The 17,367-nt window shown below is 68.4% G+C and carries 14 protein-coding genes; all 14 read right to left on the bottom strand.

What is annotated here, in order from left to right:
* Positions 1-38 precede the first annotated feature (38 nt).
* Positions 39-1,640 carry an RsmB/NOP family class I SAM-dependent RNA methyltransferase gene (locus tag IE92_RS0103465; protein WP_081864089.1) on the bottom strand — a complete coding sequence of 534 codons (1,602 nt, stop codon included), beginning with the start codon at positions 1,638-1,640 and terminating at the stop codon, positions 39-41.
* Positions 1,637-2,602, bottom strand: a complete 966-nt coding sequence (fmt, locus tag IE92_RS0103460) for a methionyl-tRNA formyltransferase (RefSeq protein WP_030143482.1) — start codon at positions 2,600-2,602, stop codon at positions 1,637-1,639. The genes IE92_RS0103465 and fmt overlap by 4 nt, the downstream gene beginning before the upstream one ends.
* 48 nt (positions 2,603-2,650) lie before the next feature.
* Positions 2,651-4,654, bottom strand: a complete 2,004-nt coding sequence (locus IE92_RS0103455) for a primosomal protein N' family DNA-binding protein (RefSeq protein ID WP_030143481.1) — start codon at positions 4,652-4,654, stop codon at positions 2,651-2,653.
* On the bottom strand, positions 4,655-5,848 hold the full coding sequence (metK, locus tag IE92_RS0103450) for a methionine adenosyltransferase (RefSeq protein WP_030143480.1): 1,194 nt from the start codon (positions 5,846-5,848) through the stop codon (positions 4,655-4,657). It abuts the gene before it with no gap.
* A gap of 56 nt (positions 5,849-5,904) precedes the next feature.
* Positions 5,905-7,107, bottom strand: a complete 1,203-nt coding sequence (coaBC, locus tag IE92_RS0103445; RefSeq protein ID WP_030143479.1) for a bifunctional phosphopantothenoylcysteine decarboxylase/phosphopantothenate--cysteine ligase CoaBC — start codon at positions 7,105-7,107, stop codon at positions 5,905-5,907.
* Positions 7,108-7,117: 10 nt separating this feature from the next.
* Positions 7,118-7,375, bottom strand: coding sequence for a DNA-directed RNA polymerase subunit omega (rpoZ, locus tag IE92_RS0103440; protein WP_030143478.1), 258 nt, complete (start codon positions 7,373-7,375; stop codon positions 7,118-7,120).
* A gap of 67 nt (positions 7,376-7,442) precedes the next feature.
* Entirely contained in the window at positions 7,443-8,372 is a 930-nt protein-coding gene (gene gmk, locus IE92_RS0103435; RefSeq protein WP_030143477.1) for a guanylate kinase, read from the bottom strand.
* 81 nt (positions 8,373-8,453) lie between these two features.
* Positions 8,454-9,287: an orotidine-5'-phosphate decarboxylase gene (pyrF, locus tag IE92_RS0103430; RefSeq protein WP_081864112.1), complete on the bottom strand. Its 834-nt coding sequence runs from the start codon at positions 9,285-9,287 to the stop codon at positions 8,454-8,456.
* 71 nt (positions 9,288-9,358) lie between these two features.
* Positions 9,359-12,670 carry a carbamoyl-phosphate synthase large subunit gene (gene carB / locus IE92_RS0103425; protein WP_030143475.1) on the bottom strand — a complete coding sequence of 1,104 codons (3,312 nt, stop codon included), beginning with the start codon at positions 12,668-12,670 and terminating at the stop codon, positions 9,359-9,361.
* Positions 12,670-13,827 (bottom strand): glutamine-hydrolyzing carbamoyl-phosphate synthase small subunit, encoded by a 1,158-nt coding sequence (gene carA, locus IE92_RS0103420; RefSeq protein ID WP_030143474.1) that lies wholly within the window; start codon positions 13,825-13,827, stop codon positions 12,670-12,672. The genes carB and carA overlap by 1 nt, the downstream gene beginning before the upstream one ends.
* Positions 13,824-14,348, bottom strand: coding sequence for a PH-like domain-containing protein (locus IE92_RS0103415; RefSeq protein ID WP_030149847.1), 525 nt, complete (start codon positions 14,346-14,348; stop codon positions 13,824-13,826). Before IE92_RS0103415 ends, carA begins: the two co-directional genes overlap by 4 nt.
* On the bottom strand, positions 14,341-15,711 hold the full coding sequence (locus tag IE92_RS0103410; protein WP_051701896.1) for a dihydroorotase: 1,371 nt from the start codon (positions 15,709-15,711) through the stop codon (positions 14,341-14,343). The genes IE92_RS0103415 and IE92_RS0103410 overlap by 8 nt, the downstream gene beginning before the upstream one ends.
* Entirely contained in the window at positions 15,708-16,664 is a 957-nt protein-coding gene (locus IE92_RS0103405; protein ID WP_030143471.1) for an aspartate carbamoyltransferase catalytic subunit, read from the bottom strand. The genes IE92_RS0103410 and IE92_RS0103405 overlap by 4 nt, the downstream gene beginning before the upstream one ends.
* Complete coding sequence (gene pyrR, locus IE92_RS0103400; protein ID WP_030143470.1) at positions 16,664-17,200, bottom strand: bifunctional pyr operon transcriptional regulator/uracil phosphoribosyltransferase PyrR; 537 nt, start codon at positions 17,198-17,200, stop codon at positions 16,664-16,666. Before pyrR ends, IE92_RS0103405 begins: the two co-directional genes overlap by 1 nt.
* Positions 17,201-17,367 lie beyond the last annotated feature (167 nt).

Below are 17,367 nucleotides of genomic sequence, written 5' to 3'. Positions count from 1 at the left end.
AACCCAATTAATCGACCCGGAATCGAACCGAGTGATCGCTAGGCGGTGACGGACTCCCCCACGCGGAACAGCGCGATGAACATCGCGTCGGTTCCGTGGCGGTGCGGCCAGAGCTGCACGGTGGATCCATCCCCCACGACCAGCCCCTCGCCGAGGTCCAGCGGGGTGTTGGTCACGCCGTTCAGCAGCGCCTGGGTGTCCAGCAGCGTGACCTCCGGGTGACGGCGCAGGATCTCGGAGACCACACCGCGTGTTTCGGCGATGTGCGGCGAGCAGGTCACGTAGGCCAGCAGACCGCCGGGCTTGGTGCCTGCCACCGCAGAATTCACCAGGTCCAGCTGGATCACGCCGAGCTCGGCGAGGTCCTTGGGGGTCTTGCGCCAGCGCGCCTCGGGACGACGACGCAGCGCGCCGAGTCCGGTACACGGGGCATCCACCAGGATGCGATCGAAGCCCTGCGGGTGACGCTCGCCCCAGTCGCGCGCGTCCGAACGGCTGACCTCAACCTCTTCGGGCAGCACCGAGAGGGCGCGGCGCACCAGGTCGGCGCGGGCGGGCACCACCTCGTTGGCCACCAGGGTGGCCCCGGCGTTGAGCGCCTCGGTGGCCAGCAGCACGGCCTTGCCTCCGGGCCCGGCGCACAGGTCGCTCCAGGTTTCCCCGGCGGCGATTTCGCGTGTGCGGGTCAGGGTCAGGGCCGCGAGCTGCGAGCCCTCATCCTGCACCCGGATCAGCCCGGCGGCGGCACGAATGACGGCCTCGGGGTCTCCCCCGCCCAGCGTAAACGCCAGCGGCGAATAGGCGGCGGGCTCGGCCTCGGCGGGCTTCTCGACCCGCTCGGGCAGCGCGATATAGGTAACCTTCGGGGCCTCGTTATCGGCGGCCAGGGCCGCCTCAAGCTCGTCGACCCGGCCCTCGGCGCGCAGCGACTGGCGCAGCGCACGTACGATCCACTCGGGGTGCGAGTGCAGCAGGCTCAGGCGCTCGTCCTCGCTGGTGGCCGACGCGGCCACGCGCTCACGCCACTCCTCGGGCGAGGTGCGGGTGATGCCGCGCAGCACGCCGTTCACAAACCCGGTCGAGGAGCGCGAACCGACCTCGCGGGCCAGCGACACCGACTCGTTTACCGCCGCGTGGGCGGCGACCCGGGTACCGAGAATCTGGTGCACGCCCAGGCGCAGGACGTCGAGGATTTCGGGATCGATCTGGTCGGCGGCGCGGTTGGCCGCGAGCTCGATCACCCGGTCGTAGTAGCCGCGCAGGCGCAGGCTGCCGTAGCAGAGTTCGGTCGCGAGGCCCGCGTCGGCCGAGCTGAGGGCCGCGCGGCGGATCGCCACGGGCAGCAGCAGGTTGGCATATGCGTCATCCGAGCGCACGGCGACGATCACGTCATAGGCGACCCGGCGGGCGGGCTGGACGGCGTCCCCGGCGCGCTCATTGGCGGCGGGAGCGTGTCCGGGGCGACGCTGGCCGGCACCGCGGGGTCCCCGACGCTCGCCGGAACCGTTGCCGCCCTCACCTGAGCGGGTGGGCTTGCCGGAGTTCGGGCCGCGGCGGGCGGGTCCGGTGCCGCGGGGTCCGCGTCGCTCGGGGCCGCGGCCCTCGGGGGTGGAGCCTGGGCGTCCGTCGTACTCGCTCATCGGGTTTCCCCCTCGGTAGAAGTGGTTGCAGAAAGGTCTGAGGAAAGCGCTGCGCGCGGGGTGGGATCGGCACCGAGGCCGCGCCACCAGGAGCCGGCGTCCATCGCCTGCTTCCCGGCGGGCTGAACCCGCAGCAGTTCCAGGGCCCCGTCGAGAGTCCCCACCAGCACGCGCTTGCCGACCAGGCGGATTGCTCCCGCCTCCAGATCGGTTTCCGTGGCGCGGGCCGCGCGTAGGATCTTGAAGCGTGCGCCATCCACCAGGGTGTAGGCACCGGGCTCGGGAGTGACCCCGCGATAGCGGTTATAGAGTTCGTGCGCCGGAGTATCGAAGGTCAGCAGCGCATCGTCCAGGCCGAGCTTGCCGGCGAAGCTCGGCTCGCCCTGCTGCACAGCGGAGGTCGCGCTGCCGTCGGCGATCGCATCGACCGTGCGCGCCAGCTGGGCCGCACCGGTCTTGGCCAGGGCCGCCAGCAGCTCGCCGGCGGTGATGTCGGGATCCACCGGGTGGGTCTCGCTGGAGATGATCTCGCCCGCGTCGAGCTCGGCCACGAGCCTAAAGATGTCGGTGCCGATCTCGGTATCGCCGTTGATCAGCGCGTGCTGCACCGGGGCCGCCCCACGCCAGGCGGGGAGCCGGGAGAAGTGCAGGTTGATCCATCCGTGTGTGGGAGAGGACAACAGGGGCTCGCGGATGAGGCCACCATAGGCCACCACGACACCCAGGTCGGCCTCGATCCGGGCCAGGGCCTCCCCGGTTTCGCCACCCAGGCGGGCGGCGCGGGTGGTCGGAACCCCGGCTTCCTCGGCCAGGGCCGCGACCGGCGAGGGGGTCAGGACGCGCTTGCGTCCGAGCGGAGCATCCGGTCGGGTCACCACGTGCACCACCTCGTGGGGTCCCTCCAGCAGAGCCTTCAGGCTCGGCAGGGCCACCTCGGGGGTGCCGGCGAAAATGATCTTCACGGTAAAAACTCCTGATTTAGTTCACGCATCGGGGTTCGATCCGGGCGGCTAGAGCCTGATCTCCGGGTCATCGAACCGAACCTTAAGTGTAGGGGCCGCGCGGCCCGGACGCGCACCCGCGCGCGGTGCGCGGCGTTTTGTCGCGTACTCGATGACCGCGGCGCGCAGCTCCTTGGCCACCCGAGCACCCGCCGCATAGTCGAATCGCACCACGGCGCGGGATTCCCCGGTGGGGCGTCCGGTCTCCTCCAGGATCACCGGAACCGGCCCCAGGATGTCACCCGCGGGCAGGCCCTCCAGGCTCGTGAGCACCTCGCCGATCGCATCGGTCTGGCCCGTGATCGTGGCCAGGCGCACGGCCGGCGGGAAGCGCAGCGCGCGACGGTCGTTGAGCTCGGCGCTGGCAAACTCCGCCTGGTTCCAGGTCGCGAAGGCACGGGCGAGGTCCCCGCCCACCCCCACCAGCAGCACCTGCGCCCCGGGCGCGGCGAGGGCCGCCGCATGGGACCACCAGCGCAGGCAGTCCGAGGCGATGCTCAGCGACTCGGCGGCGAGCATCCGATCCCCGTCCAGCAGCAGCACCGCGCGGTAGCCGCCATGGGCGATGGGTTCGGCACCGCGGGTGGCCACGATCAGCGCCGGGCGATCCGGGACCGTGAGCACGGTCTTCTCCCCGTCGGCCACGATCACGGTGGTTGCCGGGAATGCGCGCCCCAGCTCCTCGGCCGTGCGTCCGGTCCCCCGGGTCACCAGGCGGAACTCGGTGCCCTCGCAGGTCGCGCACACCCAACCGGCGGCCAGGTGACCACACAGCGTACAGGCGGGCGTCGCCCCGCGCGAGGGAATACCGAGCGGACCGTGGCACGCGGTACAGCGCGCCGCGTCCCCGCAGCGCTTGCACGAGAGCATCGGCGCATACCCCGGACGCGAGACCTGCACCAGCACCGGGCCCTCGCGCACGGAATCGGCGATCGCCTTCCATGCCGCCGAGGGAATACGCGCGGCGGCGGCCGGACCCTCACCCTGATCCTGCTGCTCGGTGACGATGATCTTGGGGCGCTGACGCGGCTGAGGATCCAGCGGGCGAATAAAGCCCATCTCGACCAGACGCTGGGTCTCGACGCTGCGCGAGTGCGCGGCAAACACCAGCGCCGCCCCCGACTGTTCCTGCCGAATCAGCGCCGCGTCCCGGGCGTGCACGTAGGGGGCCAGCGGTTCGGCGTGCAGCGGGTCGCCGTCGTTCCAGAGGGCGATTAGGCCTAGGTTGTGGGCGGGGGCGTAGACCGCCGAGCGGTTGCCGATGATGATCCGCGGCCGTGGTTCCAGCGCCGCCAGGAACGCCCGATAGCGGTCGGGGTTGGGCTGCTTGGCATCCATCCGCAGAATATCCACGATCGGGACCCGCTCCTCGAGGGCGAGCAGCAGCTGGTCGAGGTCCCGATAGTCGGGGACCACCAGGATCGCGCTCTCCCCCGCCGCATAGCGATCCAGCGCCGCCTCGGCCAGGGTGATCGCCCAGCGTCCAACCGGGGCCTCCTGCGGACCGGGAAGCACGCCGGGCAGCGCGTCCAGCGCGATTCGCTCATGGGCCGCCAGGGCCTCGGCCAGGGTGTCCGGATACCCGGTAATCGGCACCGCCGAGACCTGTGGCGCCGGCGGCGCCACATCCGCACCCTGCTCCTCGTGCTCGGCGATCCAGGCGCGCTCCACGCGTACCTGACGTCCGGGCACCGCGAGGCGCAGGATTCCGTTGGCGGAGCCCGCGGCACGATCGGCCGCCCGCCGCGCGAGCGCCCACACCTCGGGGGTAAGCACCCGCGCCGGGGAGACCACCTCGCCGAGGTCGCTGAGCTTGCCGGTGAATTCGGCGTCGCTGGTGACCTCGACGATATAGCCGGCGGCCCCATTTTTCAGCGACCGCCAGGGCACCACGACCCGCACCCCGGGCAGCGCGACATCGGCGAGTTCCGGCGGAATGCGGAAATCGAACGGATGGTCGAGTTGAGGCAGGGGCGAGTCGATCAGCACCCTGGCGATGCTGGCCGAGGTCATTTAGATTCCGGCGGCGCTTCGCAGGTCGGCGACCCGGTCGAGCTTCTCCCAGGTGAAGTCGGGAAGCTCGCGACCGAAGTGGCCGTAGGCCGCGGTCTGACGGTAGATCGGACGCAGCAGGTCGAGGTCGCGCACGATCGCGCCGGGACGCAGGTCGAAGACCTCGCGAATGGCCGCGACGATCTTCTCGTCGGGCACGTGGTTTGTGCCGAAGGTCTCGACGTACAGGCCCACCGGGGCGGCCTTGCCGATCGCATAGGCGACCTGGACCTCAAGCTTCTCGGCGAAACCGGCGGCCACGGCGTTCTTGGCGACCCAGCGCATCGCGTAGGCTGCCGAGCGGTCCACCTTCGACGGGTCCTTACCGGAGAAGGCACCGCCGCCGTGACGGGAGGCTCCACCGTAGGTGTCGATGATGATCTTGCGACCGGTGAGTCCCGCGTCACCCATCGGTCCCCCGATCACGAAGCGACCGGTGGGGTTGATCAGGGTGTTGCGGCCCGACGTGTCGAGCTCGAGCTCGGCGAGCACCGGGTCGATGACCAGGGCCTCAACCTCGCGGCGCAGACGCTCGGTGGTCACCTCGTCGCGGTGCTGGGTCGAGAGGACCACGGTCTCCACGGTGCGCGGGATGATGCCCTCGTACCCAATGGTGACCTGGGTCTTGCCGTCGGGACGCAGGTAGTCCAGCTCCCCGCTCTTGCGCACCTCGGAGAGGCGCTCGGCGAGGCGGTGCGAGATCCAGCTGGGCAGCGGCATGTACTGCGGGGTCTCGGTGGTGGCGAACCCGAACATGATGCCCTGGTCGCCGGCGCCCTGCAGGTCCAGCGCGTCGGCGCTGGTGCCCTCGCGGGTCTCGAACGCGGTGTCCACGCCCTGGGCGATATCCGGGGACTGCGCGCCGATGGAGACGTTCACACCACAGGAGGCACCGTCAAAACCGGTCTCCGAGCTGTTGTAACCGATGCCCAGGATGACATCGCGCACGATGGCCGGGATCTCCACATACGCGGAGGTGGTGACCTCGCCGGCGACCTGGACCAGGCCGGTGGTGACCAGGGTTTCCACGGCCACGCGGGCGGTGGGGTCCTCGGTGATCAGGGCGTCGAGGATGGAGTCGGAGATCTGATCACAGATCTTATCGGGGTGCCCCTCCGTCACGGACTCGGAGGTAAACAGGCGCAGATCGGTCATGGTGATACTCCTCAAAGGTGCTGCGAGACTATAAAAATCGCGGTGGTTAACTCGGGCTATCCGGCGGTGATCGCGGTGAGGATGGCGTCGGCCACCTCGCGCTTCGAACCGGAAGCTTCCCCAACTATAGTGCCGGTGGCATCGAGGATGATGACCGTGTTACGGTCGGCGCCAAATCCGTCATTCCAGCCCACGGCGTTCAGGCACAGGAAGTCGCAGCCCTTGCGTGCGAGCTTGGCTCGGCCGAGCTCCAGGAGGTGCTCCCGGTCACGCGAGGTTTCGGCGGCAAACCCGACGATAATCTGCTCGGGACGCGCCAGCGGAACCAGCCCGGCCAGGATGTCCGGGTTCTTTTCCAGCTCCAGGGTGAGCGTGTCCCCACGCTCCTCCTTTTTGATTTTTGTTTCACTCACCTGCACCGGACGGTAATCGGCCACGGCGGCGGCCATGATCACGATGTCGGCGGCGGGCAGTGAGGTGTGCACCGCGCGCTGCAGCTCGGCGGCGGTCTGCACACCGTGGCTCGGCACGTGATTCGGCAGTGCCTCATCGATCGAGGCGGTGATCAGTTCCACATCGGCCCCGCGCAGGTGGGCGGCGGTGGCCAGGGCAATACCCTGCTTGCCACTGGAACGGTTGCCCAGGTAGCGCACCGGGTCGAGGGGTTCGCGGGTGCCACCCGCGGTGATCAGGATGCGACGACCACGCAGGTCGCCGGCGGCATCGGGCACCAGGCCGAGGCCCGCATCCACGATGTCCTCCGGCTCGCTCATCCGTCCGGGACCGCTGTCGGTGCCGGTCAGCTGGCCACTCTCGGGGCCCACAACGTGAATCCCCCGCTCGCGCAGTGTCGCCACGTTCGCCGCCGTCGCCGGGTTCTGCCACATCTCGGTGTGCATCGCCGGGGCGACCAGCACCGGCGCACGCGTGGCCAGGATGGTGTTGCCCAGCAGGTCATCGGCGATACCCGCCGCCAGCTTGGCGAGGGTGTTGGCGGTGGCCGGGGCGATGATCACCAGGTCGGCACGCTGGCCCAGGGCCACGTGACGCACCTCGGACACGTCGGTGTACAGATCGGTGGCCAGCGGCTGGCGCGAGATTGCCTCCCAGGTGGGCGCACCCACGAAGTTCAGCGCGTGCTCGGTCGCGATGACCTGAACACGGTGTCCCGCACGAACCAACAAACGGACGACACCGACTGCCTTATACGCAGCGATGCCGCCCGTTACCCCGACAACAATGTTGAGCGCGGAGGTCATTGGGAGATTGTTACTCGGCGATCGGCTTGATCGTGAGCTTGTCCTCGTTGATCTCGTGCATCGCGATCGACAGCGGCTTGTCTTCCATGGTCGAGTCGACCAGCGGACCAACGTTGTCAAACAGCGAACCCTCGTGCAGGTCGGTGTAGTAGTCGTTGATCTGACGGGCACGCTTGGAGGCGAAGATCACCAGAGCGTACTTGGACTCAACCTTGGTGAGCAGGTCGTCGATCGACGGATCGATAATTCCCTTGGGCTTTTCAACCATGTGGTTCACACTCCTCGTGTGGTTTACGCGGGGTTAGCGCGGTGGTGAACGGTGCGGCGGGCGCGGATCAGCGCGCGGCGACACCGCGAAGCTGAATCAAGTCTACGACCTCGGCCGCCGCTTCGGCGACTTCACCGTTGACAATTTGATAATCGAACTCATCCGCGGCCGCCAATTCGGTGCGGGCGGTCTCCAGGCGGCGCGCCTGTTCCTCCGCGGATTCGGTGCCCCGACCGGTCAGTCGACGCACGAGTTCCTCCCAGCTCGGCGGGGCCAAAAAGACCAGCGCCGCCTCGGGCATGGCGTCCTTGACCTGGCGTGCCCCCTGGATGTCGATTTCCAGGATCACGCTGGTTCCGCGAGACAGGGCCTCACGGACCGGGCCGCGCGGGGTGCCGTAGCGGTGCACGCCGTGCACGGTGGCGTATTCGAGCAGTTCGCCGCGCTCGATCAGCGAGTCGAACTCGGCGTTGTCCACGAAGTAGTAGTCCACGCCGTGGGTCTCCCCCGGACGCGGTTCGCGTGTGGTGGCCGAGATGGACAGCTGAACCTGCGGGTAGTTCTCGCGAATGTGGCGCACCACGGTGCCCTTGCCCACGGCGGTGGGTCCGGCGATCACCAGGAGCTTGCTGACCGGGTGACGCCCGAGAGCCGCACGCTGGTGCAGGAACTCCTCCAGGCGTACACGCTGGTGACGACCGAGGCCGCCCAGGCGCTTGGCCGGGGAAATGCTCAGCTCCTCCAGGATGCGACCGAGCTTGGTGCGACCAATGGCCGGAATGGCCAGCAGGAAGTCGGTGATTCGCAGTCGACCCTCGACACCCTCGGGCTCGGCGGTCGCGGCGGCCAGCACGTCCAGCGGGCGACGAGCACCCGAGGCGATCTCGGCCTTCACGGCCGCGCGCGCACGGCGGGCGGCCACGGCGGCACGCGACGCGGCGACGCGGTCTACCTCGGGCAGGTCACGGGTGACCGCCGAAGCCTCGGCGGCGTTCATGCTGACACCACCACGGTGGCGACCGCGGCGAACGCCACGAGAGACTGGGGGGCTACTCGGCGAGGCCGATGCGGGGTCGTACTAGGCACGGTCATACTCCACGGCGATTTCCTGGGTCATAGAAACAATTGCTCCCGTGATGTTACCTGGTCCGGCCGCAAGAACGCTGCGCGAAGCCGAAACAATCACACCGGGTGCCAGCGGGCCGTAAATTTCACGGGTATCCGCGAGGCGCGCACCCTGCGCACCGAAGCCCGGCGCGAGGATCGGCAGCGCCGGCTCGGGAGCTTCATCATATGACAGATCGAAGTCGGCCAAATTCAGGGTTGCACCAACAACCAGGCCCACGCCGCCGAAGGGGCCCGGCTCGGCGAGATTCCAGGCGGCAATCTCGTCCACGATCTGGCGGGATACCCGGCGTCCGGATTCCTCCACGCGGGCGCGCTGGATCGCGCGACCCTCGGGGTTGGAGGTCGCGGCGAGCACAAACAGGCCCTTGCCGCGCTCGCGGGCGAGCTCCATGGGCTTTCGGATCGAGCCGACGCCCTGGAAGGCGCTGATGGTCATCGCATCGGATTCCAGCGGTGATCCCTCGGCCATCCAGGACTGTCCGTAGGCCTCAACCGAGGTACCCACGTCCCCGCGCTTGCAGTCGGCGATCACCAGGATGCCGGCGGCGCGGGCCGTCTGGATGACCTCCTCCAGCGCCGCGTAGCCGGCCGAGCCGAAACGCTCAAAGAACGCCACCTGCGGCTTGACGATCCCGGCGCCACCCTGCACGGTGGCCTCGACCACGCGCAGACCAAACTCGCGCACACCGGCGGCGCTGTCGGCCAGGCCCCACTCCTCCAGCAGGAAGGAGTGCGGGTCGATGCCCACGCACAGGCGGCCGCGGCTGGCAAACACTTCCGCCAGCCGCTGGCCGAAGCCGGTGCCGGTTGCCCCGGCGGCGAGGGTGCCCTCGCCGCCGGGGGTCACGGCCGCGCTCACGCGGAGGCCGGAGCCGAGGCCGCCAGGCGCTCGGCGCGGTCGATCGCGTAGTCCTGCAGCGAACGCACCTCGAAGCCGTTGCGGATGGCCTCGATCGAGTTCACCGCGGCCGAGAGCTCGGCGATGGTGGTGAACAGCGGCTTGTCCGCGGCCACCGTGGCGGCGCGGATCTCGTAGCCGTCGGCGCGGGCGCTGGAACCGGACGGGGTGTTGATGACCACGTCGATCTTGCGGGCGTTGATCAGGTCCACGATGGTGGGGTCGCCGTCCACCGAGCCCTCGCTGTGCTTGCGCACGGTGCGAGCCTGGATGCCGTTGCGGATCAGGATCTCGGCGGTTCCCTCGGTGGCCAGCAGCTCGTAGCCGAGCTCCTGCAGGCGCAGAGCGGGCAGCACGATCGCGCGCTTGTCCTCGTCGGTGACCGAGACGAACACGGTACCGCTCAGCGGGATAGCGCTCGAGGCCGCGGCCTGGCTCTTGGCGAAGGCACGCGGGAAGTCGCGGTCGATACCCATGACCTCACCGGTCGAGCGCATCTCCGGGCCGAGCAGCGAGTCCACAACCTTGCCCTCCTTGGTGCGGAAGCGCTTGAAGGGCAGCACGGCCTCCTTGACGGCAACCGGGGAGTCCAGCGGGACGCGCGAGCCGTCGACCTCGGGCAGCATACCCTCGGCGATCAGCTCGTCGATGGTCTTGCCCACCATGAGCAGCGAGGCGGCCTTGGCCAGCGGAATGCCGAGCGCCTTGGAGACGAACGGCACGGTGCGCGAGGCGCGGGGGTTGGCCTCGAGGACGTAGAGGATGCCGGCGCTGATCGCGAACTGAACGTTCAGCAGGCCGCGCACGCCCACACCCTTGGCGATGGCCTCGGTGGCCTCGCGGACGCGGTCGATCTGGGCGCGGCCCAGGGTCACCGGGGGCAGGGTGCAGCACGAGTCACCGGAGTGGATACCGGCCTCCTCGAGGTGCTCCATGACACCACCGATGTAGAGGCGGTTGCCGTCGTAGAGGGCGTCCACGTCGATCTCGATCGCGTCATCGAGGAAGCGGTCCACCAGCAGGGGGTGATCCGGTCCGATCAGGGCCTGACCCTCCTGGCGCACGAAGTAGTCGCGCACGGCCTCGGTCGAGTAGACGATCTCCATGCCGCGGCCACCGAGCACGAAGCTCGGACGCACGAGGACCGGGTAACCGATGGTCTCGGCGACCTCGATGGCCTCCTCCACGTTGTGGGCGATGCCGTTGCGCGGGGCCAGCAGGCCACCCTCATCGAGGATGCGGGCAAACTCGCCACGCTGCTCGGCGAGGTCGATGTTCTCCGGGGTGGTGCCGAGGATCGGCACGCCGGCGTCCTTGAGGCCCTGGGCGAGGCCCAGCGCGGTCTGGCCGCCGAGCTGCACCACAACACCCACGAGCTCGCCGGACTGGCTTTCGGCGTGGATGACCTCGAGGACATCCTCGAGGGTCAGCGGCTCGAAGTACAGGCGGTCCGAGGTGTCGTAGTCGGTGGACACGGTCTCGGGGTTGCAGTTAATCATGATGGTTTCGAAACCGGCGTCGTGCAGCGCGAAGGAGGAGTGCACGCAGGAGTAGTCAAACTCCACACCCTGGCCGATGCGGTTCGGGCCGGATCCGAGGATCACAACCTTCTTGCGGTCCGACGGTGCCACCTCGGTCTCGAAGTCGTAGCTCGAGTAGTGGTACGGGGTGAGGGCGGGGAACTCGCCGGCGCAGGTGTCGACGGTCTTGAAGACCGGGCGCAGACCGAAACCGTGGCGGATGCCGCGAACCTCGGCCTCGGTGAGGCCGCGCAGCTGGGCGATCTGGGCATCGCTGAAGCCGTGGTCCTTGGCCTGGGCCAGGACGGATTCGGTCAGCTCGGCGGCACCGGCCACGAAGTCGGCGACGTCGTTGATCAGGGCGATCTGGTCGATGAACCAGGGGTCCATGCCGGTGGCCTCGAAGGCCTGCTCGACGGTGGCACCGGCGCGCAGGGCCTGCTGCAGGGTGACGATACGACCGTCGGTCGGGGTGGCCGACACGGTCAGCAGCTCCTCGGCCGAGCGGGTCTCGGTACCCCAGTGGAAGGAGGATCCGCGCTTCTCAAGTGAGCGCAGCGCCTTCTGCAGGGCGGTGGTGTAGTTACGACCGATGGCCATGGCCTCACCCACCGACTTCATGGTGGTGGTCAGGGTCGCGTCGGCGGCCGGGAACTTCTCGAACGCGAAGCGGGGAACCTTGACCACGACGTAGTCGAGGGTCGGCTCGAAGCTGGCCGGGGTCACCTTGGTGATGTCGTTGGGGATCTCGTCCAGGCGGTAGCCGATGGCCAGCTTGGCGGCGATCTTGGCGATCGGGAAGCCGGTGGCCTTCGAAGCCAGCGCCGAGGAGCGCGACACACGCGGGTTCATCTCGATCACGATGATGCGGCCGTTGCTGGGGTCGATCGCGAACTGCACGTTGCAGCCACCGGTGTCCACACCCACGGAGCGGATGATGTCGATGCCGATGTCGCGCATGCGCTGGTACTCACGGTCGGTGAGGGTCAGGGCCGGGGCCACGGTGATCGAGTCACCGGTGTGCACACCCACGGGGTCGACGTTCTCGATCGAGCAGACCACAACGGTGTTGTCGCTGCCGTCACGCATGAGCTCAAGCTCGTACTCCTTCCAGCCGAGGATGGACTCCTCCAGGAGCACCTCGGTGGTCGGGCTGGACTGCAGGCCGTCGGTGGTGATGCGGATGAGCTCCTCTTCGGTGTACGCGAAGCCCGAGCCCAGGCCACCCATGGTGAAGGACGGACGCACAACCAGGGGGTAACCCAGGTCCTTGGCGTACTCGACGGCCTCCTCCACGGTGTGCGCGATGTGCGAGCGGGCAACGTCGGCGCCGGCCTCGATCACGAGCTCCTTGAAGAGCTGGCGGTCCTCACCCTTCTGGATGGCCTCGATCTTGGCGCCGATCAGCTCGACGTTGTACTTCTCCAGGATGCCCAGCTCGTCGAGCTGGATCGCGGCGTTCAGCGCGGTCTGTCCACCCAGGGTGGGCAGGATCGCGTCGGGACGCTCCTTGGCGATGATCGATTCGATGACCTCGGGGGTGATCGGCTCGACGTAGGTCGCGTCGGCGAAGTCGGGGTCGGTCATGATCGTGGCGGGGTTCGAGTTGACCAGGATGACCCGGATTCCCTCGGCGCGCAGCACGCGGCACGCCTGGGTGCCGGAGTAGTCGAACTCACAGGCCTGACCGATGACGATCGGGCCGGAGCCGATGACGAGGACGGAGTTAATATCGTCGCGCTTGGGCATTACTTGGACTCTCCCTTACCGGCGAGAACTACCTCGCGGAAACGTGCAAAAAGATAGTGGGCGTCGTGCGGTCCGGCCGCAGACTCCGGGTGGTACTGAACGCTGAAGGCCGGGATGTCCAGGCAGCGCAGGCCCTCCACGACGTTGTCGTTCAGGCTGTAGTGGCTCACCTCGACCTGACCGAAGCCCTCGGGCGACTCGTGCGAGCCCTCGATGGGCAGGTCCACGGCGAATCCGTGGTTCTGCGAGGTGATCTCGACCTTGCCGGTGGCCTTGTCGAGCACGGGCTGGTTGATGCCGCGGTGGCCGAAGGGCAGCTTATAGGTGTCGAAGCCCAGGGCGCGGCCGAGCAGCTGGTTACCGAAGCAGATCCCGAAGTAGGGCAGCCCCGCACGCAGACCCGCACGCAGCACCTCCACCTGGCCGGAGGCCGCGGCGGGGTCGCCGGGTCCGTTGGAGAAGAAGAACGCGTCGGTCTTCAGGGCCAGCAGGTCATCGGGGGTGATGTCCTGCGGGACAACGATCACGTCGAAGCCCTGGTCGGCGAGGTAGCCGAGGGTTGCGCGCTTCACACCGAGGTCGAGCACGGCGATCGAGCCGATCCGCTCGGTGGTGGCGGGCAGGGTGTAGTTTTCGGTGGTCGAGACGGTGGCCGAGAGGCTGAGGCCAGCCATCTGCTCCCCCGCGTTCACCTGGGCCACCAGGGCCTCGGCGTCTGCGGAGTAGTCGGCACCGGAGAAGATACCGCCGCGCATCGAACCGGCCGAGCGGATGTGGCGGGTCAGGGCGCGGGTGTCGATGCCGGAGATCCCGACGACGTTGTCCTCGACCAGGTTGTCGTCGAGGGTGCCCTCCGAGCGGAAGTTGGAGACTCGACGGGAAGGGTCGCGGACGACGTATCCGGAGACCCAGATCCGATCCGATTCCATGTCGGTCTTGTTGACGCCGGTGATGCCGATGTGCGGGGCGGTCATCACGACGATCTGACCCGCGTAGGACGGGTCGGTCAGGGTTTCCTGGTAGCCGGACATGCCGGTGGTGAAAACAACCTCGCCGAGGGTGGTGCCGGTCTTGCCATAGGCGGCACCCTCAAAGCGGGTGCCATCCTCCAGGACGAGGACGGCCGGTTCGGCGGAGCCGAATGCGGTGGTGGTCATGCTGAAATCTCGCTCTCGGTGGGGGTGGGAGTGGGGGCGGCGGCGATCTTTTCAATCGCGGCCAAAATGTTGGCGTGGTCGGCCTGGTCGATGACCCGGATGTAGCTATCCACATCCTGCTCGGGTGCGCGCCAGGCGAGCACGATCAGACCGTCGCGTTCGACCACGCGGTCAATCGTCCAGGTGGCGGTCTGTGCGCCGTACACGGTGTCGGGGGCAAAGAACACGGGGGCTCCACCTCGGGCTTCGAGGAGAATACCCTCCGCATTCACGGTGATCCGGGCGCGAGCGCGGAAGGACAGGCCATTCAGGGCGAGTCGTTCCAGCGGGGCGCCGGGCCGGGTGGAGGCCACGTAGAACGCGTCGGCTGAGGCCAGCTCGGTGAGGTTTCCGGGAATCACGCCGTTCAGGGTGATTCCCCCGTCTCGTCGCGATCGCTTTCGCCAGCCCAGCCACATCAGGACAAACAGTCCCGCGAGGAAGGCAACGATGATCAGCGTGGGGACGAGCGGGTTAGGCATGCGATGCTACCAATTCCTGGATCTTTTCAAGCGGTACCAGCTCCCCACCCAGCACCGTGGCGTATCCGCGGTGGAAGGTGGCCTGGACCCGGCCCGGAAGGCTGGTTCCCAGGTACGGGGAGTTGATCGAGCGCCCGCGCAGGTCTGCGACGGCAAAGTCGGACCGGGCGGCGGGGTCGTAGAGGGTGATCTCGGCGGGGTTGCCCACCGCGATCGCGAGGCCCTGGCCGGAGATGCGGCCGATCTGGGCGGGGGTGCGGGACATGACCCGCTCGACATCCGCCCAGCCGATCAGGCCGGTCTCAACCATCGACTCGTGCACCACACTGAGCGCGGATTCGAGGCCCACCATGCCGTTCGCGGCCTCGGCCCACGCGCACTCCTTAGCCTCGGCCGGGTGCGGTGCGTGGTCGGTCGCGACGATGTCGATGGTACCATCGGCCAGGGCCTCGCGCAGCGCGAGGACATCTTCGGCGCGACGCAGCGGCGGGTTGACCTTATAGCGTGCATCGTAGGAGCGCACGAGCTCCTCGGTGAGCAGCAGGTGGTGCGGGGTAACCTCGGCGGTCACGTTGATGCCGCGGGCCTTGGCCCAGCGGATCACCTCGACCGAACCGGCGGTGGAGAGGTGGCAGATGTGCAGGCGTGAGCCCACGTGCTCGGCGATCAGGACGTCGCGGGCGATGATCGACTCCTCGGCCATCGCCGGCCAGCCGGTCAGGCCCAGCTCGGCCGAAACCGAGCCCTCGTTCATCTGCGCACCGGGGGTGAGCTTGGGGTCCTGCGCGTGCTGGGCGATGACGCCGTCGAACGCCTTGACGTATTCCAGCGCGCGGCGCATGAGCTGCGGGTCGGAGACACACAGGCCGTCGTCGGAGAAGACGCGGACCTTGGCGCGGGACTCGGCCATCGCGCCGAGCTCGGCCAGGCGCTCTCCGGCCAGGCCCACGGTGACCGCGCCGATCGGCTGCACGCGGGCGTAACCGGCCTGCTCACCGAGGGAGAGCTCCTGCTCCACCACGCCGGCGGTGTCGGCCACCGGGGAGGTGTTGGCCATCGCGAACACCGTGGTGTAGCCACCGGAGGCGGCGGCGCGGGTGCCGGTCAGCACGGTCTCGCTGTGCTCGAAGCCGGGCTCGCGCAGGTGGGTGTGCAGGTCTACCAGACCGGGGAGGGCGATCAGGCCCTCGGCGTCCACGGTGGTGGCACCGGCGCGGGTGAGTCCGTTGCCCAGCTCGGCGATGACGCCGTTTTCCAGGATCAGGTCGGTGGTTTCGCCCGAGGACAGGCGTGCGCCACGGATCAGGTAGGTCTCGTTCTGCACGGCGGTGTCCTTCGAAGTCGTGGGAGTGGGGGTGGTCATCGCTGGTCCTCGCGTTCTCCCGAGAGCAGCAGGTACAGGGCGGCCATCCGGACGGATACCCCGCTCGACACCTGCTCAAGCACCGTCGAACGCGGCGAGTCCGCGGCGCCGGAGGAGATTTCCAGTCCGCGGTTCATCGGACCGGGGTGCATCACAATGCTATCGCCTGTGAGGCGGGCCAGACGCTCATCGTCCAGGCCCCAGCGGCGGGAATATTCTCGACTATTGGGGAAGAACGCATCGTGCATCCGCTCCCCCTGAATGCGCAGCATCATGACCACGTCGGGGTTTTCTGCCAGCACGGCGTCCAGGTCGTAGGACACCGAGGCGGGCCAGCCCTCGATGCCCACGGGCAGGAGGGTGGGCGGGGCGACCAGCGTGACCTGCGCACCGAGGCTCGACAGCAGCCAGACGTTCGAGCGAGCGACCCGCGAGTGCAGGATGTCGCCGACGATCACCACGTGCACGCCGTCGAGGTCGCGGCCGCGGGAGGCACCCGCGCCGTGGATGCGGCGGCGCATGGTGAAGGCATCCAGCAGCGCCTGGGTGGGGTGCTCGTGGGTGCCGTCGCCGGCGTTGAGGATTCCCGCGTCGATCCAGCCGGAGGCGGCCAGGGTGTGCGGGGCCCCCGAGGCACCATGGCGGATCACCACGGCGTCGGCACCGATCGCGGCGAGGGTCTGGGCGGTGTCCTTCAGGCTCTCACCCTTGGAGACCGAGGAGCCCTTGGCGGAGAAGTTGATGACGTCGGCGCTCAGGCGCTTAGCGGCGGCCTCGAACGAGATGCGCGTGCGGGTGGAGTCCTCGAAGAAGAGGTTCACCACGGTCTTACCGCGCAGCGTGGGCAGCTTCTTGACCTCGCGCAGCTGGGTGTCGGCCATATCCTCGGCCACATCGAGGATACTCAGGGCGTCGGCACGGGAGAGGGTGCGGGTGTCCAGGAGGTGACGCACTAGAGGCTCTCCCCGATGGTCACGCGGTCTTCACCGTCGATCTCGACCAGCTCCACGTTGATCCGCTCGGACTTCGAGCTGGGCAGGTTCTTACCCACGAAGTCGGGGCGGATGGGCAGCTCGCGGTGCCCGCGGTCGACCAGGGTGGCCAGGCGCACGGCGCGGGGGCGACCGATGTCGCCGAGGGCGTCGAGGGCGGCACGGATGGTGCGGCCCGAGTAGAGTACGTCATCGGCAAGGATCACGGTCTTGCCGTCGATGCCGCCGGCGGGAATGCTGGTGGGCTGCGGCGAGCGCGTCGGGATCCGGCCCAGGTCATCGCGATACATGGTGATATCCAGCGATCCCACCGGAACCTCCTGCCCGGAGAACTCCTCAAGCAGCGCCGCCAGGCGGGCCGCGAGGTACACGCCGCGGGTGGGAATGCCGAGCAGAATCAGATCACCCGCGCCACGATTGGATTCGAGAATCTCGTGTGCGATACGGGTGAGCGCCCGGGAAATGTCAGCCTGCTGAAGCACGATACGTGCACTCATAGGGCCTCCCTTCTTCGCCTCTCTGGACGACCTTAAAGGTTGACTGGTGTACAACGTTTCTACCCTAGCACCGCCGAGCACCTCGGCGCTCGCACACTCGGCTCTCCGGGGTGGACGATTGTGCGCGATCCGGGTGGGCGTGCGTCGCACTCGGCGTAGAATTGAGC

This window comes from Mycetocola saprophilus, from assembly GCF_000718085.1.
Lineage (GTDB): Bacteria > Actinomycetota > Actinomycetes > Actinomycetales > Microbacteriaceae > Mycetocola > Mycetocola saprophilus.
The sequence above is the reverse complement of the archived record's forward strand: the minus strand, read 5'-3'. Positions and strand labels throughout refer to the sequence as shown.